The following is a 22,950-nucleotide window of genomic DNA, read 5'->3' on the forward strand; positions in this document are numbered from 1 at the left end:
TCAGGGGCGCCGGTAGGCAGGCGCCTCGCCGTTGATGGCGTCCCCCATCCGGTGGATCCGCAGCGCGTTGGTCGAGCCGGGGATGCCGGGCGGGCTGCCGGCGATGATGACCACGAGGTCACCCTCGCGCACCCGGCCGATGTGGAGCAGGGACTCGTCGACCTGGCGGACCATCTCGTCGGTGTGCTGCACCTCGGCGCCCTGGAACGTCTCCACTCCCCAGGTCATGGCGAGCTGCGATCGGGTGCGGGCCGTCGGGGTGAAGGCGAGGATCGGGATCGGGCCGCGATAGCGCGAGAGTCGCTTCGCGGAGTCGCCGCTGACGGTGAAGGCGACGACGTACTTGGCGTTGACGCTCTCGGCCACCTCGGCTGCTGCCTTGGCGATGATGCCGCCGCGGGTGTGCGGCTTCCACGTCACCGCCGCCATGTGCCCCAGTCCGTGGTCCTCGGTCGACTCCACGATGCGCGCCATGGTCTGGACCGCGATGACGGGGTACTCCCCCACGCTGGTCTCGCCCGAGAGCATGACGGCGTCGGCGCCGTCGAGCACGGCGTTGGCGACGTCGCTGGCCTCGGCGCGGGTCGGGGCCGGCGAGGTGATCATCGACTCGAGCATCTGCGTGGCGACGATGACCGGCTTCGCGTTGCGGCGCGCCTTGTCGATGATGAGCTTCTGGTGGATCGGCACGTCCTCGAGCGGGCACTCCACACCGAGGTCGCCGCGAGCGACCATGATCCCGTCGAACGCATCGACGATCTCGTCGATGTTGGCGATCGCCTGCGGCTTCTCGATCTTGGCGATCACCGGGACGAAGATGTTCTCCTCGCGCATCACCTTGCGCACGTCCTCGGCGTCGGCGGCGTTGCGCACGAAGCTGAGGGCGATGTAGTCGACGCCGAGATTGAGCGCCCAGCGCAGGTCCTCGGTGTCCTTGTCGGAGAGGGCGGGGACCGAGACCGCGACGCCGGGCAGGTTGATGCCCTTGTTGTTGGACACCTTGCCGGGCACGACCACCTCGGTGGTGACGTCGGTGTCGCTGACCGCGGTGACGACCAGACGCACCTTGCCGTCGTCGATCAGGAGCGGGTCGCCGGGCTTCACGTCGCCGGGCAGTCCCTTGTAGGTGGTGCCGCACTGGTCGACGTCTCCCACCACGTCACGCGTGGTGATCGTGAACGTGGCGCCGCGCTTCAGCTTGACCGGACCGTCTCCGAACCGCTCCAGGCGGATCTTCGGACCCTGCAGGTCGGCGAAGATGCCGATCGCCCGCCCGGTCTCGTCGGAGGTCTGGCGCACCAGACGGTAGACGGCCTCGTGGTCGGCGTACGCGCCGTGGCTCATGTTGAGCCTCGCGACGTCCATGCCGGCTTCGACGAGTGCTCGGATGCCCTCGGGGGTGTTCACCGCGGGGCCGAGGGTGCAGACGATCTTGGCTCTACGCACGTGCTTCACCCTAGCGCAGATTGGATCGTTCCAAAGCCCTCTTCCGGCCCTGACCGGTGAGTAGGACAGGAAATTTCCGTCAGGAACCTGTCCCACTCACCGCCGACACGGACGTGCGACAGCGATCAGACGACGAGGGGGCGCTCGTGCGGCTTGATCGGCGCGGGCAGCGTGGTCGAGCCCGTCAGGTAGGCGTCGACCGACGCGGCCGCGCTCCGACCCTCGGCGATCGCCCAGACGATCAGCGACTGGCCGCGACCGACGTCACCGGCGACGTAGACGCCCGGGACGGAGGCGGCGTACGACTCGTCGCGCCGCACGTTGCCGCGCTCGTCGAGCTCGACGCCGAGCTGCTCGATGATGCCGGGCTGCTCGGGGCCGACGAAGCCCATCGCGAGCAGCACCAGCTGCGCCGGGATCTCGCGCTCGGTGCCCTCGACGGGCTGGAACTTCGCGTCGACCTCCACGAGCCGCAGCGAGGCCACGTTGCCGTCGGCATCGCCCACGAACTCCTGCGTCGAGACGGCGTAGACCCGGTCCCCGCCCTCCTCGTGCGCGGAGGAGACGCGGAAGGTCATGGGGTACGTCGGCCACGGCTGGCCCGTGGGGCGCTCACCGCCGGGCTGGGGCATGATCTCCAGCTGCGTGATCGAGCGTGCGCCCTGACGGATCGACGTCCCGAGGCAGTCGGCACCGGTGTCGCCGCCGCCGATGATGACGACGTCCTTGTCGGTGGCGAGGATCTGGCCCTCCACCTCCTCCCCCAGCGCGACGCGGTTGGCCTGCGGCAGGAACTCCATCGCCTGGTGGATGCCGCCGAGCTCGCGACCGGTGGCGGGCAGGTCGCGCGCCTGGGTCGCGCCCATGGCGAGCACGACGGCGTCGTAGCGCGCGAGCAGCTGCGGACCGGAGAGGTCGCCTCCGACGTCGACCCCGGCCCGGAAGACCGTGCCCTCGCGGCGCATCTGGTCCAGGCGCCGGTCGAGGTGCTTCTTCTCCATCTTGAACTCGGGGATGCCGTAGCGCATCAGCCCGCCGATCTTGTCGGCACGCTCGTAGACGGCCACGGTGTGGCCGGCACGGGTGAGCTGCTGGGCGGCCGCCAGGCCGGCCGGCCCGGAGCCGATGACCGCGACGGTCTTGCCCGAGAGCCACTCCGGCGGCTGCGGGCGGACATAGCCCGAGCCCCAGGCGCGGTCGATGATCGAGACCTCGACGTTCTTGATGGTCACCGGGTCCTGGTTGATGCCCAGCACGCAGGCCGTCTCGCAGGGCGCCGGGCAGAGGCGACCGGTGAACTCCGGGAAGTTGTTCGTCGCGTGCAGCCGGTCCATCGCGCCGTCCCAGTCGTCACGCCAGACCAGGTCGTTCCACTCCGGGATGATGTTGCCCAGCGGGCAGCCCTGGTGGCAGAACGGGATGCCGCAGTCCATGCAGCGGCCGGCCTGCGTGTTGATGATCGGCAGCAGCGCGCGGCCGATGCCGTCGGGGTAGACCTCGTCCCAGTCCTGCACGCGCTCGGCGACGTCACGGCGTGAGGCGACCTCGCGGCCGTTCTTCAGGAATCCCTTGGGGTCAGCCATTCCGGGCCCCCTCCTCCACGGGCGAGCGCACGGGCTCGCGGTCGGTCAGCATGGTCACGGTGGATCCGCGGAGTCGCTCAGCCATGGAGGACCTCCATGATCCGGGCGTTGGCCTGGTCCTCGTCGAGCCCCTCGTCGAGGGCCTTCGCCCGCGCCTCGAGGACCCGCTTGAAGTCGCGCGGCATCACCTCGGTGAAGCGGGCGAGCGAGGTGTCCCAGTCGGCCAGCAGCTCGGTGGCGACCACCGAGCCGGTCTCCTCGGCGTGCTGCTCGACGAGCCCTTTGAGCTCGTCGGCCGCGTCCCCGGTCACCGGAGCCAGCTCCACGAGCTCGGGGTTGACCCGTGACTCGTCGAGGTCGAGCACGAAGGCGTAGCCGCCCGACATGCCGGCCGCGACGTTGCGCCCGGTCGGGCCGAGCACGACGACGACGCCGCCGGTCATGTACTCGCACGCGTGGTCGCCCACCCCCTCCACGACTGCGCTCGCGCCCGAGTTGCGGACGCAGAAGCGCTCGCCGGCGCGACCGCTCAGGAAGATCTGGCCCGACGTGGCGCCGTAGCCGATCGTGTTGCCGGCGATGATCTGCTCGGCGGCCTCGAAGGTCGCGGCGCGGTCGGGGCGGACGATCAGGCGACCGCCGGAAAGCCCCTTGCCGACGTAGTCGTTGGCGTCGCCCTCGAGCCGCAGCGTGATGCCCTTCGGCACGAACGCCCCGAACGACTGGCCGGCCGAGCCGGTCAGCGTGATGTCGATGGTGCCCTCGGGCAGGCCCTCACCGCGGTAGCGCTTGGTGACCTCGTGGCCGAGCATCGTGCCGACCGTGCGGTTCACGTTTCGGATGGCGACCTGCGCGCGCACCGGCTCGCCGGACTCCAGGGCCGGAGCTGCGATCGCGATGAGCTCGTTGTCGAGCGCCTTGTCGAGCCCGTGGTCCTGTCCCGTGGTGTTGCGCAGGTCCTGGTCCTCGAACTGGCCGAACTCGCCGTGACGCGACGCCTCGTGCAGGATCGGCGTCAGGTCGAGGCCGGAGGCCTTCCAGTGGGTGACGGCCTGCGCGACGTCGAGCGTGCCGACCTGGCCGATGGCCTCGTCGAGGCTGCGGAAGCCCAGCTCGGCCAGCAGCTCGCGGACCTCCTGCGCGATGAACTCGAAGAAGTTCACGACGTAGTCGGCCTGGCCGCTGTAGCGCTCGCGGAGCACCGGGTTCTGCGTGGCCACGCCCACCGGGCAGGTGTCGAGGTGGCAGACCCGCATCATGATGCAGCCGCTGACCACCAGAGGAGCCGTCGCGAAGCCGAACTCCTCCGCACCCAGCAGCGCCGCGATGATCACGTCGCGGCCGGTCTTGAGCTGGCCGTCGGCCTGCACCACGATCCGGTCGCGCAGCCCGTTGAGCAGCAGGGTCTGCTGGGTCTCGGCGAGCCCGAGCTCCCACGGACCACCCGCGTGCTTCAGCGAGGTGAGCGGCGAGGCGCCGGTGCCGCCGTCGTGGCCGGAGACCAGCACCACGTCGGCGTGCGCCTTGGAGACACCTGCCGCGACGGTGCCGATGCCGACCTCGGACACCAGCTTCACGTGCACGCGAGCCGACGGGTTCGCGTTCTTGAGGTCGTGGATCAGCTGCGCCAGGTCCTCGATCGAGTAGATGTCGTGGTGCGGCGGCGGACTGATCAGGCCGACACCCGGCGTGGAGTGCCGGGTCTTGGCCACCCACGGGTAGACCTTGTGGCCGGGCAGCTGGCCGCCCTCACCGGGCTTGGCCCCCTGGGCCATCTTGATCTGGATGTCGTCGGCGTTGGACAGGTACTCCGACGTCACCCCGAAGCGACCCGAGGCGACCTGCTTGATCGACGAGCGGCGCTCGGGGTCGTAGAGGCGGTCGGGGTCCTCGCCGCCCTCACCGGTGTTGGACTTGCCGCCGAGGCGGTTCATCGCGATGGCGAGGGTCTCGTGCGCCTCCTTGCTGATGGAGCCGTAGGACATGGCTCCGGTCGAGAAGCGCTTGACGATCTCCGAGACGGGCTCGACCTCGTCGACGTCGACGGGCGCGCGCACGCCGTCCTTGAAGGTGAAGAGGCCGCGCAGCGTCATCAGCCGCTGAGACTGCTCGTTCACCCGGTCGGTGTACTGCTTGAAGATGTCGTAGCTGCCGGTCCGGGTGGAGTGCTGAAGCCGGAAGACGGTCTCGGGGTCGAACAGGTGCGGCTCGCCCTCGCGGCGCCACTGGTACTCGCCGCCGATCGTCAGCTCGCGGTGGGCCGGCGAGATGCCGCCCCGGGGGTACGCCGTCGCGTGCCGACGCGCCACCTCCTCGGCGATCGTGCCGAGCTCGATGCCGCCGAGCTTGGACGTCGTGCCGGTGAAGTAGCGGTCCATGACGGCCTGCGACAGCCCGACGGCCTCGAAGATCTTCGCGCCGGTGTAGGAGGCGACGGTGGAGACGCCCATCTTGGACATCACCTTGAGCACGCCCTTGCCGAGCGCCTTGATGAGGTTGGCGACGGCCTGCTCGGGCTCGACCTTGACGTAGTAGGCCTCGCGGGCGAGGTCCTCCACCGACTCCATGGCGAGGTAGGGGTTGACCGCGGCCGCGCCGTAGCCGACCAGCAGCGCCACGTGGTGGACCTCGCGGACGTCACCGGCCTCGACGAGGAGGCCGACCTGGGTGCGGGTCTTCTCGCGGACCAGGTGGTGGTGGATGGCACCGGTGAGCAGCAGCGACGGGATCGGCGCGAGCTCGGCGGTGGCGTGCCGGTCCGAGAGCACGATGATCCGGGCTCCGTCGGCGATCGCGGCGGAGACCTCCGCGCTCAGCTCGTCGAGCCTGGCGGCCAGCGCCTCTCCCCCACCGGCGACATCGTAGAGCCCGCGCACGATGTGGACCTGGAACCCCGGCATGTCGCCGTTGCGGTTGATGTGCCGGATCTTGGCCAGGTCGTCGTTGGAGAAGACCGGGAAGGGCAGCACGATCTGCCGGCACGACGCCGGGCTCGGCTCGAGCAGGTTGGCCTCGGGGCCGATCGACCCGCTGAGCGAGGTCACCAGCTCCTCGCGGATCGCGTCGAGCGGCGGGTTGGTCACCTGCGCGAACAGCTGGGAGAAGTAGTCGAACAGCAGCCGCGGCTTGTCGCTGAGCGCCGCGATCGGGGTGTCGGTGCCCATCGAGCCGAGCGCCTCGCCGCCCGTGTTGGCCATCGGGCTCAGCAGGACCCGCAGCTCCTCCTCGGTGTAGCCGAAGATCTGCTGGCGACGGGTGACCGAGGCGTGCGTGTGGACGATGTGCTCGAGGTCGTCGATGTCGTCGAGGTGGATCTGGCCGGCGTGCAGCCACTCGTCGTAGGGCTGCTCGGAGGCGAGCTGGCCCTTGATCTCCTCGTCCTCGATGATGCGGTGCTCCTCGGTGTCGACGAGGAACATGCGGCCCGGCTGGAGCCGGCCCTTGCGCACCACGGTGGCCGGGTCGAGGTCGAGCACGCCGACCTCGGAGGCCAGCACCACGAGGCCGTCGTCGGTGACCCAGTAGCGCGAGGGGCGCAGGCCGTTGCGGTCGAGCACGGCGCCGATCTGGGTGCCGTCGGTGAACACGACGCACGCCGGTCCGTCCCACGGCTCCATGAGCATCGAGTGGAACTCGTAGAACGCGCGCCGCTTGGCGTCGAGCTCCTTGTGGTTCTCCCACGCCTCCGGGATCATCATCAAGACGGCGTGCGGCAGCGAGCGACCCGCGAGGTGCAGCAGCTCGAGCACCTCGTCGAACGACGCCGAGTCCGACGCCTCCGGCGTGCAGATCGGGAAGAGTCGCTCGAGGTCGCCGGGGATCAGGTCGCTCTCGAGGAGCGCCTCACGTGCCCGCATCCAGTTGCGGTTGCCCATCACCGTGTTGATCTCGCCGTTGTGCGCGATGAAGCGGAACGGGTGCGCGAGCGGCCAGCTCGGGAACGTGTTGGTGGAGAAGCGGGAGTGCACCACGGCCATGGCCGAGGCGACGCGCTCGTCGGTCAGGTCGGGGAAGACCCGGTCGAGCTGGTCGGTGGTGAGCATGCCCTTGTAGGCGAGCGTGCGCGAGGACAGCGACGGGAAGTAGACGTCGGTCTCGGACTCGGCGCGCTTGCGCAGGCAGAAGGCGAGCCGCTCCAGGGCCATCCCGCTCACGCGGGCGCCTCGACCGGCCACGAAGATCTGGGCGAAGTGCGGCATCACGCTGCGCGCCGTGGCGCCCAGGGTGGAGTCGTCGACCGGCACCTCGCGCCAGCCGAGGACCGCGAGGCCCTCCTCGTCGGCGATCTCCTCGATGCGCTGGCGCGTCTTGGCCACCGCCTCGTCGTCGCCGGGCAGGAACGCGGTGCCGACGGCGTACGCCCGGGCGGGGGGCAGCTCGAAGCCGAGCTCCGCGGTGACCTCGCGCAGGAACGCGTCGGGCACCTGGAGCAGGATCCCGGCGCCGTCACCGGAGTTCACCTCGGCGCCGGCGGCGCCGCGGTGGTCGAGGTTGCGCAGGGCCGTGAGCGCCTTGGCCACGATGTCGTGGCTGGCCTCGCCCGTCAGGGTCGCGACCATGGCGACGCCGCAGGCGTCCTTCTCGTGGCGAGGGTCGTAGAGACCCTGGCTCGGCGGGAATGCGTGCATGGAGGCATTCTCCCGTCGTCGTCCCGGCGCGCCAGTGCTGGGCACAGGCAGGTCACGGGTGGTGGGCGTTACCGCTGGGGACGACGTTGGCCCGAGCGAGGTGGAATGTATCACCGGCGAGAGGCGCCGGAGGTCCACATGTCAGGCGGTGGGACCGGACGCGGTCTCGTCCGCGGCAGCCGGCTCGGAGTCGGAGCCCCCGCCGGACTCCCCCGCCGGCGGACGCGTGCGTACGACGTCCTCGCGGCCCGGGTGGCGGCGCGCGGACCAGACGAAGAAGATCGCCGCGAGGACGAACAGCACGATCGAGGTCCACACGTTGAACCGGAGCCCGAAGACGTTGTTGAGCTGGACCTCGTCGACGCGCAGGTTCTCGATCCAGCCGCGTCCGGCGGTGTAGAGCATCACGTAGAGCGCGAGCACCCGCCCGTGGCCGAGCTTGAAGCGCCGGTCCAGCCAGATCAGCAGCGCGAAGGCGGCCAGGTTCCACAGGCACTCGTAGAGGAACGTCGGGTGGTAGGTCGCCACGTCGAGGAAGCGGGTCTCCCGGTGGGCGACGTCGATCTCGAGGCCCCACGGCAGGTCGGTCGGGCGACCGTAGAGCTCCTGGTTGAACCAGTTGCCCCAGCGCCCCATCGCCTGGGCGACCAGCACCCCGGGAGCCAGGGCGTCGAGCATCGGGAGGAGCTTGATGCCGCGCGAGCGGGTGTAGAGCCACGCTCCGACGGCACCCAGCGCGATCGCACCCCAGATGCCCAGCCCGCCGCGCCAGACGTAGAGCGCGGTGACCGGGTTCTTGCCCTCCCCGAAGTAGAGCTCCCAGTCGGTCGCGACGTGGTAGAGCCGGCCGCCGACGAGCCCGAACGGGACCGCCCAGATGGCCAGGTCGCTGACCTCGCCGGACGCGCCACCGCGGGCCACCCAGCGCTTCTCGCCGATCCAGATCGCCAGGACGATCCCGAGGATGATGCACAGCGCGTAGCCGCGGATCGGGACGGGCCCGATGTGCCACACGCCCTCGGACGGGCTGGGGATCGACATCAGGGTCACCAGCGGCGACAGCATCTCGACAGGCACGGGGAGCATCATCCCTCGTCGAGCAACATCGTCACGTCGTGGGTCAGCTGTGCCTGGGAGACGTCGGCCCGCCAGAACGTCGTGACGTCGTCGTCGGCGTCGATGGCGAAGACCTGGGTGCCGTGCTCGACGTCGTAGGTCGGAGGGAGCTCGTCGGGCGAGAGCTCCTTGCCCTGGGCGTCGAAGTAGCCGATCGCGACCTTCATGCTCCCGGCCACCGTCACGATGTCGTCGAGCGGGCCGGTGAGTCCGATGATGCTCGGGTCGAAGGCGTCGACGTACTTCTTCACCACGGCCTCGTCGTCACGACCGGGGTCGGTCGTCACGAAGACCACGTCGAGATCGGCCTTCTGCTCGTCGCTCAGCCGGTTCAGCGTGCCCGCCAGGGTCGCCATCACCTGGCCGCAGATGTCCGGGCAGTGGGTGTAGCCGAAGAAGACCAGCGTGAGGTCGTTGTCGGTGTCGTCGGTCAGGCTGAACGGCTCGCCGTCGGTGTCGACCAGCGGCGTCGCCGAGACCTCGAACGGAGGCTCGAGCACGGTGCCCGTCATCTCCATGGCACCCGAGCTGCCGCTGGACGCGCCGCCGCACGCGGTGGCCAGCAGCATGACCGGCACGGCGAGCAGGGCCTTACCGCGCCGCACGCCGCACGCCCTCCGCCAGGTCGGTGGTGAGCGCCCGCAGCGCCTCAAGACCGGCCGCCTCGTCGTCGGGGTGGTCGAGCAGGCAGCGGACGAAGGCCGATCCCACGATCACCCCGTCGGCGTACGACGCCACGTCGGCGGCCTGGTCCCCGTTGCTGACGCCGATGCCCACCGCGACCGGGATGTCGCCGTTCGAGCGCACCCGGTCCACCAGGGGGCCGGCGAGGTCGGAGCTCGCGTCGCGGGCGCCGGTGACACCCATGACGGCGGCGGCGTAGACGAAGCCGCGGCTCTCGGAAGCCGTCATCGCGATGCGGTCGTCGGTGGAGCTCGGCGCCACGAGGAAGACCTTGTCGAGGTCGTGCGCGTCGGCCGCCGCGATCCACTCGGTGCCGTGGTCGGGGGTGATGTCAGGCGTGATGAGGCCCGCTCCCCCGGCCTGCGCGAGGTCGGCCGCGAACCGCTCGACGCCGTAGCGCTCGATCGGGTTCCAGTAGGTCATCACGAGCGTCGGCACGCCCGTCGCGGCCACCGCCTCGACGACGCGCAGCACGTCGCTGGTGCGGACGCCCGCGTCGAGCGCGTGCTGGGCCGCCGCCTGGATCGTGGGGCCGTCCATCACCGGGTCGCTGTAGGGCAGCCCGATCTCGATGGCGTCGCATCCGGCGTCGACCATCACCTGCAGCGCCTTCGCCGAGCCCTCCACCGTGGGGTAGCCGGCGGGCAGGTAGCCGATCAGCGCCGCCCGGTCCTCGGCGCGCGCCTTCTCGAAGGCGGCACTCGTCGATGTCACTGCTGGCTCACCGTCTCCGTCTGGTCGAGGTCGGCCTCCGGGCCCTCCTCAGCGTCGCCGAGCCCGAACCACTCGATGGCCGTGCCCATGTCCTTGTCGCCGCGACCACTGAGGTTGACGATGATCGTCGCGTCGGGGCCCTTCTCGGCACCCAGCCGCTTCGCGAGGTCGAGCGCGCCGGCGACGGCGTGCGCGGACTCGATGGCCGGGATGATGCCCTCGGTGCGGCTCAGCAGCGCCATGGCCTCCATCGCCTGCGCGTCCGTCACGGGCGTGTACGTCGCCCGCCCGGCGGCCGACAGCCAGGAGTGCTGCGGCCCGACGCCGGGGTAGTCGAGGCCTGCCGAGATCGAGTGGGACTCGATCGTCTGTCCGTCCTCGTCCTGGAGCACGTAGGTGCGGGCGCCGTGCAGCACCCCGGCCTCGCCGGCGTGGATGGTGGCGGCGTGACGCCCGGTCTCGACGCCGTCGCCGCCGGGCTCGAAGCCGTGGATCTCCACGCTCTTGTCCTCGAGGAACGCGGTGAACAGGCCGATCGCGTTGGACCCGCCGCCGACGCAGGCCGCGACCGCGTCCGGCAGGACGCCGTACTGGTCGAGGCACTGGGCGCGCGCCTCGTCGCCGATCCCGCGGCAGAAGTCGCGGACCATGCTCGGGAACGGGTGCGGGCCGGCCGCCGTGCCGAAGAGGTAGGCCGTGTGGTCGACGCTGGCGACCCAGTCGCGCAGCGCCTCGTTGATGGCGTCCTTCAGTGTCGCGCTGCCGGACTCGACCGGGACGACCTTCGCGCCGAGGAGCTGCATGCGGGCGACGTTGAGCGCCTGGCGACGTGTGTCGACGGAGCCCATGTAGACAGTGCAGTCCAGGTCGAACCACGCGGCGGCGGTCGCGCTGGCGACGCCGTGCTGCCCGGCACCGGTCTCGGCGATGACCCGCGTCTTGCCCATCCGCTTGGTCAGCAGAGCCTGGCCGAGCACGTTGCGGATCTTGTGGGCGCCGGTGTGGTTGAGGTCCTCGCGCTTGAGGAGCACCCGGGCGCCGACCGTCTCCGAGAGCCGCTCGGCGTGGTAGAGCCGGCTCGGGGTGCCGGCGTACTCGCGCAGCACTCGCTCGAACTGGGCCACGAAGTCGGCGTCGGCCATGGCGTCCTGCCAGGCGACGGTGAGCTCGTCGAGCGCGGCGACGAGGGCCTCGGGCATGAAGCGCCCGCCCCACGTCTCGCCGAAGTAGCCACGCTCGTCCGCCTCGTAGCGCATCGGCCCGCTGGGCACGGTCTGGCTCATGGTGCAGTCACTCCTGTCATCGTGCGGACGGCCGACTCGGGGTCGCCGTCCTTGACCAGCGCCTCGCCGACCAGCACCACGCCTGCTCCTTCGGAGACGAACCGCTGGACGTCGGGGACGCCGGAGATACCGCTCTCGGCGACCTTGACCACGTCGTCGTGGATCTGGGGCGCGAGGCGGCCGAAGACGTCGGGGTCGACGTCGAGGGTCTTGAGGTTGCGGCTGTTGACGCCGATCAGCTCGGCGTCCAGGGCCAGGGCCCGCTCGGTCTCGGCCTCGTCGTGCACCTCGACCAGGACGGTCAGCCCGAGCTCGCCGGCCTCGTCGAAGAGGCGGCGCAGCGTGTCGTCGTCCAGGGCCGCCACGATCAGCAGCGCCAGGTCGGCGCCCGCGGCGCGTGCCTCGACCAGCTGGTAGGTCTCGACGATGAAGTCCTTGCGGAGCAGCGGGGTGTCGACGGCCGCGCGGACCGTGCGCAGGTCGGCGAGGCTGCCACCGAAGCGCCGCTCCTCGGTCAGCACCGAGATCGCGGCCGCGCCACCCCGCGCGTACGCCGCGGCGAGGACGGCCGGGTCGGGGATGTCGGCCAGGTCCCCCTTGCTGGGGCTGCGGCGCTTGACCTCGGCGATGACGCTCGATCCACGCGCCCGGAAGTGCGGCATCGGGTCACGGGGCGCGGGGGCCTCGGCGAGGTGGGCGAGCAGGTCGTTCAGCGGGAGCGCGGCCTCGCGGCGCGCGAGGTCCTCTCGTACTCCGGCGACGATGTCGTCGAGCACGGAACCGGTCGCAGGCATGCGTCCAGCCTCTCACCCCGGTCCCCGCGTGCCGGGGCCGGGATCAGTGCTCGGACGCGTGGAAGCCGAGCTTGGCGAGCACGAGGAACAGCGGGAACGCGATCGCGGCGACGATGATGCCGATCCACAGCAGCGTCATCTGCGTCGGGACCTGGAGCAGGGCCACGCTGCCCACCACGAATCCGAGCATCGCGACGGACACGGCGGTCCATGCAGCGGGGGTGTTGCCGTGGCCTGCAGCCATCGTGGGAGCTCCTTCGTCGACCGAACTGATCAGTGGTGCGGATGCGCGGTGAAGTCTAGGCGGTGGGGTCGCGGCCCTCGTCGAGGGCCTTCCAGATGTCGATGTTGTCCGTCGGGACCCGCGACCCGGCGGCGCCCTCCCGGTCGGGCGCGGCCTGCGCCCCGGTCGGGGCGTCGTACTTGCGGCCCATCTCGGGCCAGGTCCGCACGAGGCGCACCGCCGCGAGCGTGGTGACGACACAGAGCACGGCGCCCACCACGGCGGCGTAGTACCAGGGCGTCAGGGACGTGCTCACCGTGTCGGTGCCCGACATCTGGGTCAGGGCGTCGGCGAGCTTGCCGGGCAGGCTGAAGGGCCCCTCGACGGTCGTCGCCACGACACCCAGCGACGCGAGGAGGGCGAGCCACGCGACCGCCCGCCGGAAGCGTCCCCGGCTGACGAGGACGACGCCCCAGCAGGCGAGCACGACGAGCGCCAGGGCCAGGGCCAGGGGCGCCTCGCTCGCGCCGCTGGCCGAGAGGGTGGACGCCACGGCCTGGTTCGTCTCGACGGTGGTGTCGAAGGCGCCGGACCTGCCCGCCACCCACGGCTTCGCCCCCGCGACCGCCGCAAGTCCGGCCGCTGCCAGCCCGAGGAGCACCACGGGCCCGAAGGTGCTGCGTGGCTTCGCCTCCTGCGGCTCCTGGTCCGCGTCCGGCTCAGCCATCGACGCGGTGCACGAGGTCGGCGTCGAAGCAGGTGCGGTCGCCGGTGTGGCAGGCGGCACCCACCTGGTCGACCACGAAGAGCAGCGTGTCGCCGTCGCAGTCGAGCCGGACCTCCTTGACCCACTGCACGTGGCCGGAGGTGTCGCCCTTGGCCCAGTACTCCCGGCGCGAGCGCGACCAGTACGTCGCCCGGCCGCTGTCGATCGTGCGCGCCAGGGCCTCGTCGTCGACCCAGGCCAGCATCAGCACCTCGCCGGAGCCGTGCTGCTGCACGACGACGGGCACGAGGCCCTCCGCGGTGTGGCGCAGCCGCTCGGAGATGGCCGGGTCGAGAGCGGAGTCCGGAGTGAGGTTCACGGGTCCATCGTCTCAGCCTCGCGGGCGGCCCAGGTCTCCGCACACCTCTGCGTCACCGGACCGGGCGCCGGCAGGTCCCGGCCGTCCCAGCGGGAGACGGCCTGCACGTCGCGGGTCGTCGACACGAGGAACACCTCGCTGGCGGCCTCCAGCACGTCGGTCAGCGGCTCGTCGACCTCGCGGGCGCCACACCACTCGACGACCAGCTGTCGGGTGATGCCGGCCAGGCAGCCGCTGGCGAGGGTGGGTGTGCGCAGCTCGTCGTCGACGACGTAGAAGACGTTGGACCCCGTGCCCTCGCACAGGTGGCCCGCAGTGTTGGCGAAGACCGCCTCGGTGCCCCCGCGCTCGGCGGCGTGGGCGAGCGCGATGACGTTCTCGGCGTACGACGTCGTCTTGAGGCCGGCGGTCGCACCGTGCTCGTTGCGCGTCCACGGCACCGTGACCACCGTCGTGGCGTCGGCTCGTTGCTCGATCGCGCTGTAGGCCACGACGAGCGTCGGCGGACCGCCGCCGCGGCCGGAGCCCATGGGGGCGGGGCCGGCGGTCCAGGTGATCCGGAGCCGACCGATCGCGTCGCCCCCCGCACCGTCGAGCACCGCGTCCACCCCCCGACGTACGTCGTCGAGGTCCGGTGCGGGCAGCCCGAGCCCGGCGGCGCTCCGCTCGAGCCGGGCGAGGTGCCGGGTCAGGGCGAAGGGGTGGCCGTCGAGGGTCTTCACCGCCTCGAAGACCCCGTCCCCCACGGTGAAGCCGTGGTCGGTGACCGCGACGGCCCCCTCGGTCGGATCGGCCAGCAGGTCACCGTTGAGCCATGCGCGCATGCCCACACCCTAGGCGTCGGGCGGCACTGCGAACGGCGGGCGAACGCCCTGCGAACACGCGAGCCAGGGGGTCGATTTTGGCCCCGCGCAAGGCATGTACTACTGTTCCACTCGCACTTGAGGCCGGGAAAACGGCAGCAGGAGCAGGCGGACATAGCTCAGTTGGTAGAGCGCAACCTTGCCAAGGTTGAGGTCGCGAGTTCGAGTCTCGTTGTCCGCTCGGAAGGTCTCCCCCGTAGCTTACGGAACCTCCACGGTGGGTTGGCCGAGAGGCGAGGCAACGGACTGCAAATCCGTCTACACGGGTTCAAATCCCGTACCCACCTCGCGTTTCTAATTCAAGACCCGGGCGATTGGCGCAGCGGTAGCGCGCTTCCTTGACACGGAAGAGGTCACTGGTTCAAACCCAGTATCGCCCACCAGCAAGAAACAGCCCCTGACCTGCGGAAACGCAGATTCAGGGGCTGTTCTGCATCTGCCGGGTGTCCACGACATGTCCCGCGGGGCACCCCGCTCCTCGAGAGAACCGTCACGACACGCACCGAGTCAGCACTCACGCATCCTCCGACTTCGCCCGCGCGAGGACCACAGGATCTCCGAGGTCGTCGAACACCTGTTCTATTCTGTGCACATGCCGCGCACGCCACCGTTCCACGTGTGGGTGGACCTGACCGGCGCGTGGTCGGCCGCGTCGCCGGGGGTGCTGCTCGCATGGCGGCACACCTCGCGTCGGGGCTGGGAGGCGTGGGTGGTGCGCGTGGACTCCTACTCCACGGGCACCGGCGTCGAGGTCATGGTGTCGCAGTCGTGGGTGCCGGCGAACCTGGTCCGACCGTCCGATGCGAGACACCGGTGACGTCGACTCAGAACTCGTAGCCGAGCTCCCGGATGGTGCGGGAGAACCGCTGCGCGACGATGTCGGCGTCGCCGGGACCGTAGAGCTCGCGATAGTGCGGACCGCTCCCCTGCTTGGCGTGCGGGAGGTCGAGTGGCAGCCCGGTGCGCGCGGAGATGTCGGCCACGGCGGCGCGCAGCTCCTCGTAGCGGTAGACCTCGTCCACGATCACGCGCCCGTCGAGGCGGTAGAGCCGCTCGTTGAGCGCGAGCCGCTCCATCCGCCTGGGCGTCCGGACGAACTCGGCGAACGTCTTGGTGAACGACGGCTTCCGAGCGCTGTAGCGCCACGACGAGGCCACGACGTCGAACGGGTTCCTCTCGACGGCGAAGGTGAAGTAGTCGTCCCACGTCTCGCGGCCGACGACCTCGATGACCCGGCGCGCTCCCATGTGGGCGTACGACGTCGGGGTGGTGTCGTCGTTCTGCGGACCCACTCCCCCGGCGGCGGCGCGCAGGGTCTCGTCCTCGGGGCTGATCCTGGTGACGATGTCCGTCGGGCCACAGTGCCGCGACAGCGCGATCTCGAGGCTGGTGCCGGCGGTCTTACGGGTCTTGACGAAGACGAAGCGGTGGGCGTGGGAGGCGATCACGGTCCGGGCCGTCTCAGTCGTCGTCGTCGGCGAGCGCCTCGCCGTGCGTGCCGGGGCGCGGCGCCCACGGGAGCTCCTTGGCCGGACGCACGACGATGAGCCGATCGCCGCGCGCCAGCAGCGACACGACGGGGTCGAAGTAGCGGTAGACCTTCTCGTCGCGGATGACCGCGATCACCTGGTCGGGCAGGCGCTGCGGCTGCTTGCCGACCTCGTTGACCAGGAGGTCGCGCTCGGCGACCTCGAGTCCCTCGCCGTAGGTCATCAGGTCCTCCATCACCGAGCCGAGCATCGGCGACATCGACGACAGGCCCAGCAGTCGGCCGACGGCGTCGGAGGAGGTGATGACGGAGTTCGCCCCCGACTGGCGCATGAGAGGCACGTTCTCGTGCTCTCGCACGGACGCGACGATCCAGGCGTCGGGGTTGAGCTGGCGCACGGTCAGCGTCACGAGCACGTTGGAGTCGTCACGGTCGGTGGTGATGATGACGTGGGTGGCCTTCTCGACGCCTGCCTGGCGCAGCACCCCGCGACGCGTGGCGTCGCCGGCGATGCCGACGAGCTGGTCGCGGTTGGCCTCCTCCATCGCCACTGTGCCCGGGTCGACCACGACGATCGAGGCACGGTCGTAGCCGTTGCTGATGAGGGTGTCGATCGCGCTGCGGCCCTTGGTGCCGTAGCCCACGACGACGACGTGCTGGTCCATCTTCTTCCTCCACCGGGCGACCCGGAACATCTCGCGTCCCTGCGAGGCGAGGACCTCGAGGGTGGTGCCGATCAGCAGGACCAGGAAGGCGATGCGGGCCGGGGTGATCACGAGAGCGTTGATCAGCCGGGCCTGCTCCGACATCGGCGCGATGTCGCCGTAGCCGGTGGTGCTGAGCGTGACGGTCGTGTAGTAGAACGCGTCGAGGAGCGTCAGCTGCCGGTCCGGGTGTGCGTTGTCGCGGTAGCCCTCGCGGTCGAAGTAGACGAGCAGCACGGTGCCGACCAGGATCGCCAGCGCGATCAGCAGCCGCCGTCCGAGCTCCCACCACGGTGACCGCACCCGCTCGGGCAGGGAGACCCGGCCCACGCTGGGGTGGGGGCTGTCGGCGTGCACGGTCAGGAGTCTCGCACGCTGATCCGCTCGCGCAGGCGCTGCACCATCTCGAGCCGGGCACGCGTCGTGTTCTTCTGCGGGAAGACGGTGTCGAAGGCTGCGTTGACGGCGGCGCCGATGAGCACGGCGAGGGCGAGGAGGTAGAGCCAGAGCAGAACGGCGATGGGCGCGGCGAGCGGGCCGTAGATCGAGCGTGACTCCGCCGCGGTGACCGTCAGCACCCACCGCAGCACGTAGGACCCGGCGATCCAGCAGAACAGCGCGAACGCGGCACCCGGCAGGTTGAAGCTCCAGTTGGTCCGCACCGGCACCGACACGTGGTAGAGCGTGGCGAGGAAGCAGATGCAGACCAGCAGCACCACCGGCCAGTAGAGGCTGTTGACGAACCCCAGCTGGTCCGGCACCAACCGGTCCACCAGGCTCGGGCCGGCGACCACGAGCGGCAGGCTGACGGCCCCGGTGACCATCGCCAGCACGTAGAGCACGAACGACAGCGCCCGGGTCGCCACGATCCCGCGGTGCCCGCCCAGGCCGTGCATGATCGTGATGGTGTCGACGAAGACGTTCAGCGCGCGCGAGCCCGACCAGAGCGCGAGGATGAAGCCGATCGAGATGACGTCGTAGCGCCCTCCGTCGAGCACGGTGTCGATGGTCGGCCGGATGATCGTGTTGACGGCCTTCTCGGTCAGGCCCTGGCGGGAGAGCTCGAGGACGGCGTTGCGCACGTCCTCGATCTGCGCCGCGGTGAACCGGTCGCTCACGAAGCCGATCGCGCCGGCCAGCGCGAAGACGAGCGGCGGCACCGACAGCACCGCGAAGAACGCGGCCTCGGCGGCCAGCCCGGTCACCCGGTGCCGCAGGCACGACCCGACGGTGGTCACGACCAGGCGCCACACGTGCTCGCGCCAGCGGCGTACGAGGACCGCGGACCTGCTGGGCGCAGGGGTCTCCTCGCTCACCTCGGCCATGGCCGCAACGCTAGTCGAGCCGGGGCCCCGCGCTGGCTCCCACGCCTTACGGTGGGGCCATGCCCGACCAGCCCGACCTGCCCGATGCCCGCACCGCGACGAACCAGGCACCGGCGCTGGTCGGGCACAACGTGGTCACGTCCGACCACGCCCTCACCGAGGCGCTCGTCCGCCACGGCTCGCCCGACCTCGTCGACGACCTCAGCGCCCTCGGCGCGGAGGCCGGATCCGCCGAGGCCCGCGAGCACGGCATGCTCGCCAACCGCCACCGCCCCGAGCTGACGACGTACGACCGCTTCGGCAGCCGGATCGACGAGGTCGAGTTCCACCCGTCCTGGCACTGGCTGATGGACCGCGCGGTCGGCCACGGACTGCAGGCGGCACCGTGGGAACGCCAGGAGGCGGGCGACGAGCACGCCCACCTGCGCCGGGCAGCCGGCTTCCTCGCCTGGTCCCAGACCGAGCCCGGTCACGGCTGCCCGATCTCGATGACCTACGCCGCGGTGCCGGCGCTCCGGGCCGACGAGGCGATCGCGAGGGAGTGGGTCCCGCTGCTCGCCGCCCGCTCCTACGACCCGGGCGTGCGCGGGCGGACGACCAAGAGCGGGGCTCTGGCCGGCATGGGCATGACCGAGAAGCAGGGCGGCTCCGACGTGCGCGCCAACCGGACGCGCGCGGTGCCCACCGGCGACGACCGCTGGTATGCCCTGCACGGGCACAAGTGGTTCACCTCCGCGCCGATGAACGACGTCTTCCTCGTCCTGGCCCAGGCAGCCGGAGGACTCACCTGCTTCGTGGTGCCGCGCATGCTCGACGACGGCACCCGCAACCGCATCGACGTGGTGCGGCTCAAGGACAAGCTCGGCAACCGGTCCAACGCCTCGAGCGAGCTCGAGCTCGACGGCACCCTCGCCCAGCGTCTCGGCGACGAGGGTCGGGGCGTGCGGACGATCATCGAGATGGTCGCTGCGACCCGCCTGGACTGCGTGCTCGGCTCGGCGGCCCTGATGCGGCATGCGCTCGCCGAGGCGTCCTGGCACGTGTCGCACCGCTCGGCCTTCGGTGGACCGCTCGGCGACAAGCCGCTCATGCAGAACGTCGTGGCCGACCTCGCCGTGGAGTCCGAGGCGGCGACCGCCCTCGCGATGCGCCTGGCCGCGGCCGTCGACCGCCCGGACGACCCGCACGAGGCGGCGCTGCGGCGCATCGCGCTCCCGCTGGCGAAGTTCTGGGTGTGCAAGCGAACCCCCGCCATGGTGGCCGAGGCGCTGGAGTGCCTGGGCGGCAACGGCTACGTCGAGGACTCCGGGCTGCCGCTGATGTTCCGCGAGTCGCCGTTGAACTCCATCTGGGAGGGCTCGGGCAACATCAACGCGCTCGACGTGCTCCGTGCGCTGGGCCGCGAGCCCGAGGTGTTGCAGGCATGGATCACCGAGGTCGGCGCCGCGCGCGGCGGTGACGCGAGGCTCGACCGGGCCGTCGACGACACGCTGGCACTGCTCGGCGACACCGGAGGGCTGGAGTCGGGGGCGCGGCGCCTCGCCGGGCAGATGGCCGCGTGCCTCCAGGGCTCCCTGCTCGTCCGCTTCGCGCCCGCCGAGGTCGCGGACGCCTTCTGCGGCAGCCGGCTCGGGACGTCGTACGGCGGCACGTTCGGCATGCTCACCAGCGGGTCGCTCCGCGAGGTCGTCGACCGCGCCACGCCCGTGATCGACTGACTCCCATGGCCCGAACGGGCCATCTGCGCCGCCGTTCGGTCAGTGTCTCGCCATGACCCGGGTGGACCAGGACCGGTCGGGTTACCGTCGAGGCCGGTCCACCACGGGGAGTCACCTTGTCCAGCAGAACCAGCACCCTGTTCACCGTCGGCACGCTGCTGCGCCACGCCCAGGACGCGAGCGCACCCGTGCGCGTGCTCGTCTCCGGCACCTGGCTCGACGGCGTGATCGTCGGCGCCGACGGCCTCGGGGTCGTGCTCGACGACGGCGGTGGTCAGCAGGTGCTGGTCCGACTCGACTCGATCCTCGCGGTCAGCTTCTCCCGCACCGACATCGACGGTGCGTCCGACGCACCTGCCGAGCCCGGGGCCCGCGCCCACGGACAGGGCGAGCGACCGCCCATCGAGGCCGGACCCGTCACCCGCTGAGCGTCCGCCCGGAGCCGGCGTCAGGTCAGGGCGGCACTGACGACCTCACGCGCCTCGTCCTGCACCTGGGCGAGGTGCTCGGGTCCGCGGAACGACTCGGCGTAGATCTTGTAGACGTCCTCGGTGCCGCTCGGGCGGGCAGCGAACCACGCCGACTCGGTGGTCACCTTGAGCCCTCCGATCTTCGCGCCGTTGCCGGGCGCCTCGGTGAGCTTGCCGGTGATCCTCTCCCCCGCCAGCTCCGTGGCGGCCACGTCCTCGGGCGAGAGCGCCGCGAGCTTGGCCTTCTGCTCACGGTCGGCCGGTGCGTCGATGCGGGCGTACGCCGGGTCGCCGTGCTGGGCGACGAGCTCCGCGTAGTGCTCGCTGGGGGTCTTCCCGGTCGAGCCGAGGATCTCGCTGGCCAGGAGCGCCAGCAGGAGCCCGTCCTTGTCGGTGGTCCACGTGGAGCCGTCGCGGCGCAGGAACGAGGCGCCCGCCGACTCCTCTCCGCCGAAGCCGAACGAGCCGTCCATCAGCCCGGGCACGAACCACTTGAAGCCGACCGGCACCTCGACCAGCGGCTTGCCGATCGACTCCGCGACCCGGTCGATCATCGAGCTCGACACCAGCGTCTTGCCGATCCGTGCCGAGGCGGGCCAGCCCGGACGGGCACCGCCGAAGAGGTGGGCGATCGCGACCGCGAGGAAGTGATTGGGGTTCATCAGGCCGGCGTCCGGGGTGACGATGCCGTGCCGGTCGGCGTCAGCGTCGTTGCCGGTGGCGATGGCGTACTCGTCCTTGCGGCTCACCAACGAGGCCATCGCGTGGGGCGAGGAGCAGTCCATCCGGATCTTGCCGTCCCAGTCGAGCGTCATGAAGCGCCACGTCGGGTCGACCAGCGGGTTCACCACGGTCAGGTCGAGGCGGTGGCGCTCCGCGATCTCGCCCCAGTAGGCGACGCTCGCCCCGCCGAGCGGGTCGGCGCCGATGCGCACTCCCGCGTCACGGACGGCGTCGAGGTCGAGGACCTGCGGCAGGTCGTCGACGTAGGTCCCCATGAAGTCGTAGCTCCCGGCCGCGGCCCGGGCCTTCGCGAACGCCACGCGGCGCACGCCCTCGAGGTTGGCGCGGATCAGCTCGTTGGCGCGTGCGGCGATGACGCTGGTGGCGTCGGAGTCGGCGGGGCCGCCGTGGGGCGGGTTGTACTTGAAGCCGCCGTCCTGCGGCGGGTTGTGCGAGGGGGTCACGACGATGCCGTCGGCGAGCCCGCTGCCCGTCGTACGCCCCTGGTTGGCGCGGATGATCGCGTGGCTCACCGCCGGGGTCGGGGTGAAGCCGTCGCGGTCGTCGACGAGGACCGTCACGTCGTTGGCCACGAGCACCTCGAGCGCGGTGGCCCACGCGGGCTCGGAGAGTGCGTGGGTGTCGCGGCCGATGAAGAGCGGACCGTCGTAGCCCTGCTCCTGCCGGTAGTCGCAGATCGCCTGGGTCGTCGCGGCGATGTGCACCTCGTTGAAGGACGTGTTCAGCGACGTGCCGCGGTGACCGCTGGTGCCGAACGCCACCTGCTGGGCGACGTCGTCGGGATCGGGCTGGAGGTCGAAGTAGGCCGTGACCAGGTGGGCGACGTCCACCAGGTCCTCGGGGCGGGCGGTCTGTCCGGCTCGTGCGTGGGTGGCCATGGTCACCATCTTGGTGGGTCCGGCACCCCGAGTCGAGAAAGTCCGGCCCCGGCTGTCGAATCGGGCAGGATCGAACCGTCACAGGGGTGAGGCCGCCGCCCGGCGGCCCCCGACACCGAAGGAGCGCACACCCGATGAGCCGCTACCTGATCCTCCTGCCGGCCCCCGAGGCCGAGTGGGCCCAGCTCCCGCCCGAGGAGCACGAGAAGGGCATGGCCTCCCACCAGCAGTTCCACCGAGACCTCGCCGAGGGTGGGCACACCCTGGTGGCGGTCAGCCCGCTGGAGCCCTCTGCCGAGGCCACCTCCATGCGCCCCGACGGCGAGGGCGGCGCGCTCGTCACGGAGGGACCGTTCAGCGAGACCGCCGAGCAGGTGGTCGGGTTCTACCTCGTCGAGTCCGGCGACGAGGCCGACCTCCGGGCCGCGTGCACGAGGTTCGCGAGCCGCGGTGAGCACATCGAGCTCCGGCGACTGGCCGGGTGAGGAGAAGCGACATGACCGACTACATCGTCCTGCTGTTCGGCGACACCGAGGCGTGGTGGGACTCGCCCGAGGAGGGGAAGAAGGCGACCTACGACGTCCACGGGCGGTTCACGGCGGAGCTGGTGAGGCGCGGCCACACGATCGTCGGCGGCGCCGAGCTGCCGCGGGCCTCGGAGGCGAAGAGCCTCGCGCCCCACGCCGACGTCGTCACCGACGGCCCGTGGGCCGAGACCACCGAGCAGCTCGGCGGCTACTACGAGGTCAGCACCGACGACCTCGACGACCTGATGGACGTGTGCCGGATCCTCTCCGACACCGGGGACGCCGTCGAGGTGCGCCGCAAGCTGACCGGCGAGGTGGCGTCGTGAAGTACCTGGTGCTGCTCATCGGCGACGGTGAGCTCAAGGCGTGGACGGACCACTCGCCCGAGGAGCAGGCGGAGGTGATGGGGCAGTTCGAGGCCTTCGACGCCGCCTGCCGGGAGCGCGACGGCGTCGAGATCCTCGCCGGCGAGGCGTTGAGCGGCCCCAGCCACGCCACGACCGTCCGCACCCGTGGAGGGCAGGTCGCCGTCACCGAGGGCCCCTACGCCGAGGTCGTCGAGGGCATGGGCGGGTTCTACCTGCTCGAGGTGCCGGACCTCGACGTGCTGCTGGAGCTGCTCCGGATCCTGCCGGCCTACGACATGCAGCTCACCCCGGCAGTCGACCCCTACTGA

Annotated in this window: 22 protein-coding genes and 3 tRNA genes; 9 read left to right on the top strand and 16 right to left on the bottom strand. The window is 71.1% G+C overall.

What is annotated here, in order from left to right; translation table 11 throughout:
- The 12 genes from pyk to IEZ25_RS08455 all read right to left on the bottom strand — a co-directional run bounded on the left by pyk (nucleotide 1) and on the right by IEZ25_RS08455 (nucleotide 14,380).
- Nucleotides 1–1,446 (bottom strand): pyruvate kinase, encoded by a 1,446-nt coding sequence (pyk, locus tag IEZ25_RS08400; RefSeq protein ID WP_191198958.1) that lies wholly within the window; start codon nucleotides 1,444–1,446, stop codon nucleotides 1–3.
- Between the two features lie 125 nt (nucleotides 1,447–1,571).
- Complete coding sequence (locus tag IEZ25_RS08405; RefSeq protein ID WP_191198959.1) at nucleotides 1,572–3,029, bottom strand: glutamate synthase subunit beta; 1,458 nt, start codon at nucleotides 3,027–3,029, stop codon at nucleotides 1,572–1,574.
- Between the two features lie 77 nt (nucleotides 3,030–3,106).
- A complete protein-coding gene (gene gltB, locus IEZ25_RS08410; protein WP_191198960.1) occupies nucleotides 3,107–7,657 on the bottom strand; it encodes a glutamate synthase large subunit in 4,551 nt (1,516 codons plus the stop codon).
- Between the two features lie 141 nt (nucleotides 7,658–7,798).
- Nucleotides 7,799–8,734: a prolipoprotein diacylglyceryl transferase gene (gene lgt / locus IEZ25_RS08415; RefSeq protein ID WP_318152114.1), complete on the bottom strand. Its 936-nt coding sequence runs from the start codon at nucleotides 8,732–8,734 to the stop codon at nucleotides 7,799–7,801.
- 8 nt (nucleotides 8,735–8,742) lie between these two features.
- Nucleotides 8,743–9,378: an SCO family protein gene (locus IEZ25_RS08420; RefSeq protein WP_318152115.1), complete on the bottom strand. Its 636-nt coding sequence runs from the start codon at nucleotides 9,376–9,378 to the stop codon at nucleotides 8,743–8,745.
- Nucleotides 9,365–10,171 carry a tryptophan synthase subunit alpha gene (gene trpA, locus IEZ25_RS08425; RefSeq protein ID WP_191198961.1) on the bottom strand — a complete coding sequence of 269 codons (807 nt, stop codon included), beginning with the start codon at nucleotides 10,169–10,171 and terminating at the stop codon, nucleotides 9,365–9,367. Before trpA ends, IEZ25_RS08420 begins: the two co-directional genes overlap by 14 nt.
- Nucleotides 10,168–11,454 carry a tryptophan synthase subunit beta gene (gene trpB / locus IEZ25_RS08430; RefSeq protein ID WP_191198962.1) on the bottom strand — a complete coding sequence of 429 codons (1,287 nt, stop codon included), beginning with the start codon at nucleotides 11,452–11,454 and terminating at the stop codon, nucleotides 10,168–10,170. Before trpB ends, trpA begins: the two co-directional genes overlap by 4 nt.
- Nucleotides 11,451–12,248: an indole-3-glycerol phosphate synthase TrpC gene (trpC, locus tag IEZ25_RS08435; protein WP_191198963.1), complete on the bottom strand. Its 798-nt coding sequence runs from the start codon at nucleotides 12,246–12,248 to the stop codon at nucleotides 11,451–11,453. The genes trpB and trpC overlap by 4 nt, the downstream gene beginning before the upstream one ends.
- A 43-nt stretch (nucleotides 12,249–12,291) precedes the next feature.
- Complete coding sequence (locus IEZ25_RS08440; RefSeq protein WP_191198964.1) at nucleotides 12,292–12,492, bottom strand: HGxxPAAW family protein; 201 nt, start codon at nucleotides 12,490–12,492, stop codon at nucleotides 12,292–12,294.
- A gap of 55 nt (nucleotides 12,493–12,547) precedes the next feature.
- The gene (locus IEZ25_RS08445) at nucleotides 12,548–13,198 is read right to left on the bottom strand and encodes a Trp biosynthesis-associated membrane protein (RefSeq protein WP_191198965.1); all 651 of its coding nucleotides are present in this window, start codon (nucleotides 13,196–13,198) and stop codon (nucleotides 12,548–12,550) included.
- On the bottom strand, nucleotides 13,191–13,556 hold the full coding sequence (gene hisI / locus IEZ25_RS08450; RefSeq protein ID WP_191198966.1) for a phosphoribosyl-AMP cyclohydrolase: 366 nt from the start codon (nucleotides 13,554–13,556) through the stop codon (nucleotides 13,191–13,193). Before hisI ends, IEZ25_RS08445 begins: the two co-directional genes overlap by 8 nt.
- Complete coding sequence (locus IEZ25_RS08455) at nucleotides 13,553–14,380, bottom strand: aminotransferase class IV (RefSeq protein WP_191198967.1); 828 nt, start codon at nucleotides 14,378–14,380, stop codon at nucleotides 13,553–13,555. The genes hisI and IEZ25_RS08455 overlap by 4 nt, the downstream gene beginning before the upstream one ends.
- A gap of 147 nt (nucleotides 14,381–14,527) precedes the next feature.
- Between IEZ25_RS08455 and IEZ25_RS08460 the strand changes: the two genes are divergently transcribed.
- From IEZ25_RS08460 to IEZ25_RS08475, 4 genes are all read left to right on the top strand, one after another.
- Nucleotides 14,528–14,600 (top strand) — tRNA-Gly (locus tag IEZ25_RS08460).
- A gap of 35 nt (nucleotides 14,601–14,635) precedes the next feature.
- Nucleotides 14,636–14,706, top strand: a tRNA-Cys gene (locus tag IEZ25_RS08465).
- Nucleotides 14,707–14,727: 21 nt separating this feature from the next.
- A tRNA-Val gene (locus tag IEZ25_RS08470) sits at nucleotides 14,728–14,802 on the top strand.
- A gap of 209 nt (nucleotides 14,803–15,011) precedes the next feature.
- Nucleotides 15,012–15,236, top strand: coding sequence for a hypothetical protein (locus tag IEZ25_RS08475; protein ID WP_191198968.1), 225 nt, complete (start codon nucleotides 15,012–15,014; stop codon nucleotides 15,234–15,236).
- 7 nt (nucleotides 15,237–15,243) lie between these two features.
- Here IEZ25_RS08475 and IEZ25_RS08480 read toward each other — a convergent pair whose 3' ends face one another.
- From IEZ25_RS08480 to IEZ25_RS08490, 3 genes are read right to left on the bottom strand one after another with little or no spacing between them, the layout of a single operon-like run.
- The gene (locus IEZ25_RS08480) at nucleotides 15,244–15,867 is read right to left on the bottom strand and encodes a hypothetical protein (protein ID WP_191198969.1); all 624 of its coding nucleotides are present in this window, start codon (nucleotides 15,865–15,867) and stop codon (nucleotides 15,244–15,246) included.
- Nucleotides 15,868–15,880: 13 nt separating this feature from the next.
- The gene (locus IEZ25_RS08485; RefSeq protein WP_318152116.1) at nucleotides 15,881–16,969 is read right to left on the bottom strand and encodes a potassium channel family protein; all 1,089 of its coding nucleotides are present in this window, start codon (nucleotides 16,967–16,969) and stop codon (nucleotides 15,881–15,883) included.
- 2 nt (nucleotides 16,970–16,971) lie between these two features.
- The gene (locus IEZ25_RS08490) at nucleotides 16,972–17,937 is read right to left on the bottom strand and encodes a YihY/virulence factor BrkB family protein (protein WP_191198970.1); all 966 of its coding nucleotides are present in this window, start codon (nucleotides 17,935–17,937) and stop codon (nucleotides 16,972–16,974) included.
- A gap of 59 nt (nucleotides 17,938–17,996) precedes the next feature.
- Here IEZ25_RS08490 and IEZ25_RS08495 point away from each other — a divergent pair, with 59 nt between their 5' ends.
- A complete protein-coding gene (locus tag IEZ25_RS08495) occupies nucleotides 17,997–19,655 on the top strand; it encodes an acyl-CoA dehydrogenase family protein (RefSeq protein WP_191198971.1) in 1,659 nt (552 codons plus the stop codon).
- 116 nt (nucleotides 19,656–19,771) lie between these two features.
- Nucleotides 19,772–20,083 (top strand): hypothetical protein, encoded by a 312-nt coding sequence (locus IEZ25_RS08500; protein WP_191198972.1) that lies wholly within the window; start codon nucleotides 19,772–19,774, stop codon nucleotides 20,081–20,083.
- Nucleotides 20,084–20,103: 20 nt separating this feature from the next.
- Here IEZ25_RS08500 and pgm read toward each other — a convergent pair whose 3' ends face one another.
- On the bottom strand, nucleotides 20,104–21,747 hold the full coding sequence (gene pgm / locus IEZ25_RS08505; protein ID WP_191198973.1) for a phosphoglucomutase (alpha-D-glucose-1,6-bisphosphate-dependent): 1,644 nt from the start codon (nucleotides 21,745–21,747) through the stop codon (nucleotides 20,104–20,106).
- A 134-nt stretch (nucleotides 21,748–21,881) separates the two neighbouring features.
- Between pgm and IEZ25_RS08510 the strand changes: the two genes are divergently transcribed.
- From IEZ25_RS08510 to IEZ25_RS08520, 3 genes are read left to right on the top strand one after another with little or no spacing between them, the layout of a single operon-like run.
- Complete coding sequence (locus IEZ25_RS08510) at nucleotides 21,882–22,232, top strand: YciI family protein (RefSeq protein WP_191198974.1); 351 nt, start codon at nucleotides 21,882–21,884, stop codon at nucleotides 22,230–22,232.
- Nucleotides 22,233–22,243: 11 nt separating this feature from the next.
- Entirely contained in the window at nucleotides 22,244–22,600 is a 357-nt protein-coding gene (locus tag IEZ25_RS08515; RefSeq protein ID WP_191198975.1) for a YciI family protein, read from the top strand.
- On the top strand, nucleotides 22,597–22,950 hold the full coding sequence (locus IEZ25_RS08520) for a YciI family protein (protein WP_191198976.1): 354 nt from the start codon (nucleotides 22,597–22,599) through the stop codon (nucleotides 22,948–22,950). The genes IEZ25_RS08515 and IEZ25_RS08520 overlap by 4 nt, the downstream gene beginning before the upstream one ends.

This window comes from Nocardioides hwasunensis (genome assembly GCF_014779665.1).
Taxonomy (GTDB): Bacteria; Actinomycetota; Actinomycetes; order Propionibacteriales; family Nocardioidaceae; genus Nocardioides; species Nocardioides hwasunensis.

Bases quoted from the DNA above. Each gene is read 5' to 3' on its own strand.
- IEZ25_RS08515 (WP_191198975.1), top strand. From the start codon at position 22,244: ATGACCGACTACATCGTCCTGCTGTTCGGCGACACCGAGGCGTGGTGG.
- IEZ25_RS08490 (WP_191198970.1), bottom strand. From the start codon at position 17,937: ATGGCCGAGGTGAGCGAGGAGACCCCTGCGCCCAGCAGGTCCGCGGTC.
- IEZ25_RS08455 (WP_191198967.1), bottom strand. From the start codon at position 14,380: ATGCGCGCATGGCTCAACGGTGACCTGCTGGCCGATCCGACCGAGGGG.
- IEZ25_RS08445 (WP_191198965.1), bottom strand. From the start codon at position 13,198: ATGGCTGAGCCGGACGCGGACCAGGAGCCGCAGGAGGCGAAGCCACGC.
- IEZ25_RS08440 (WP_191198964.1), bottom strand. From the start codon at position 12,492: ATGGCTGCAGGCCACGGCAACACCCCCGCTGCATGGACCGCCGTGTCC.
- gltB (WP_191198960.1), bottom strand. From the start codon at position 7,657: ATGCACGCATTCCCGCCGAGCCAGGGTCTCTACGACCCTCGCCACGAG.
- trpB (WP_191198962.1), bottom strand. From the start codon at position 11,454: ATGAGCCAGACCGTGCCCAGCGGGCCGATGCGCTACGAGGCGGACGAG.
- IEZ25_RS08405 (WP_191198959.1), bottom strand. From the start codon at position 3,029: ATGGCTGACCCCAAGGGATTCCTGAAGAACGGCCGCGAGGTCGCCTCA.
- IEZ25_RS08495 (WP_191198971.1), top strand. From the start codon at position 17,997: ATGCCCGACCAGCCCGACCTGCCCGATGCCCGCACCGCGACGAACCAG.
- pgm (WP_191198973.1), bottom strand. From the start codon at position 21,747: ATGGCCACCCACGCACGAGCCGGACAGACCGCCCGCCCCGAGGACCTG.
- IEZ25_RS08510 (WP_191198974.1), top strand. From the start codon at position 21,882: ATGAGCCGCTACCTGATCCTCCTGCCGGCCCCCGAGGCCGAGTGGGCC.
- IEZ25_RS08475 (WP_191198968.1), top strand. From the start codon at position 15,012: ATGCCGCGCACGCCACCGTTCCACGTGTGGGTGGACCTGACCGGCGCG.
- trpC (WP_191198963.1), bottom strand. From the start codon at position 12,248: ATGCCTGCGACCGGTTCCGTGCTCGACGACATCGTCGCCGGAGTACGA.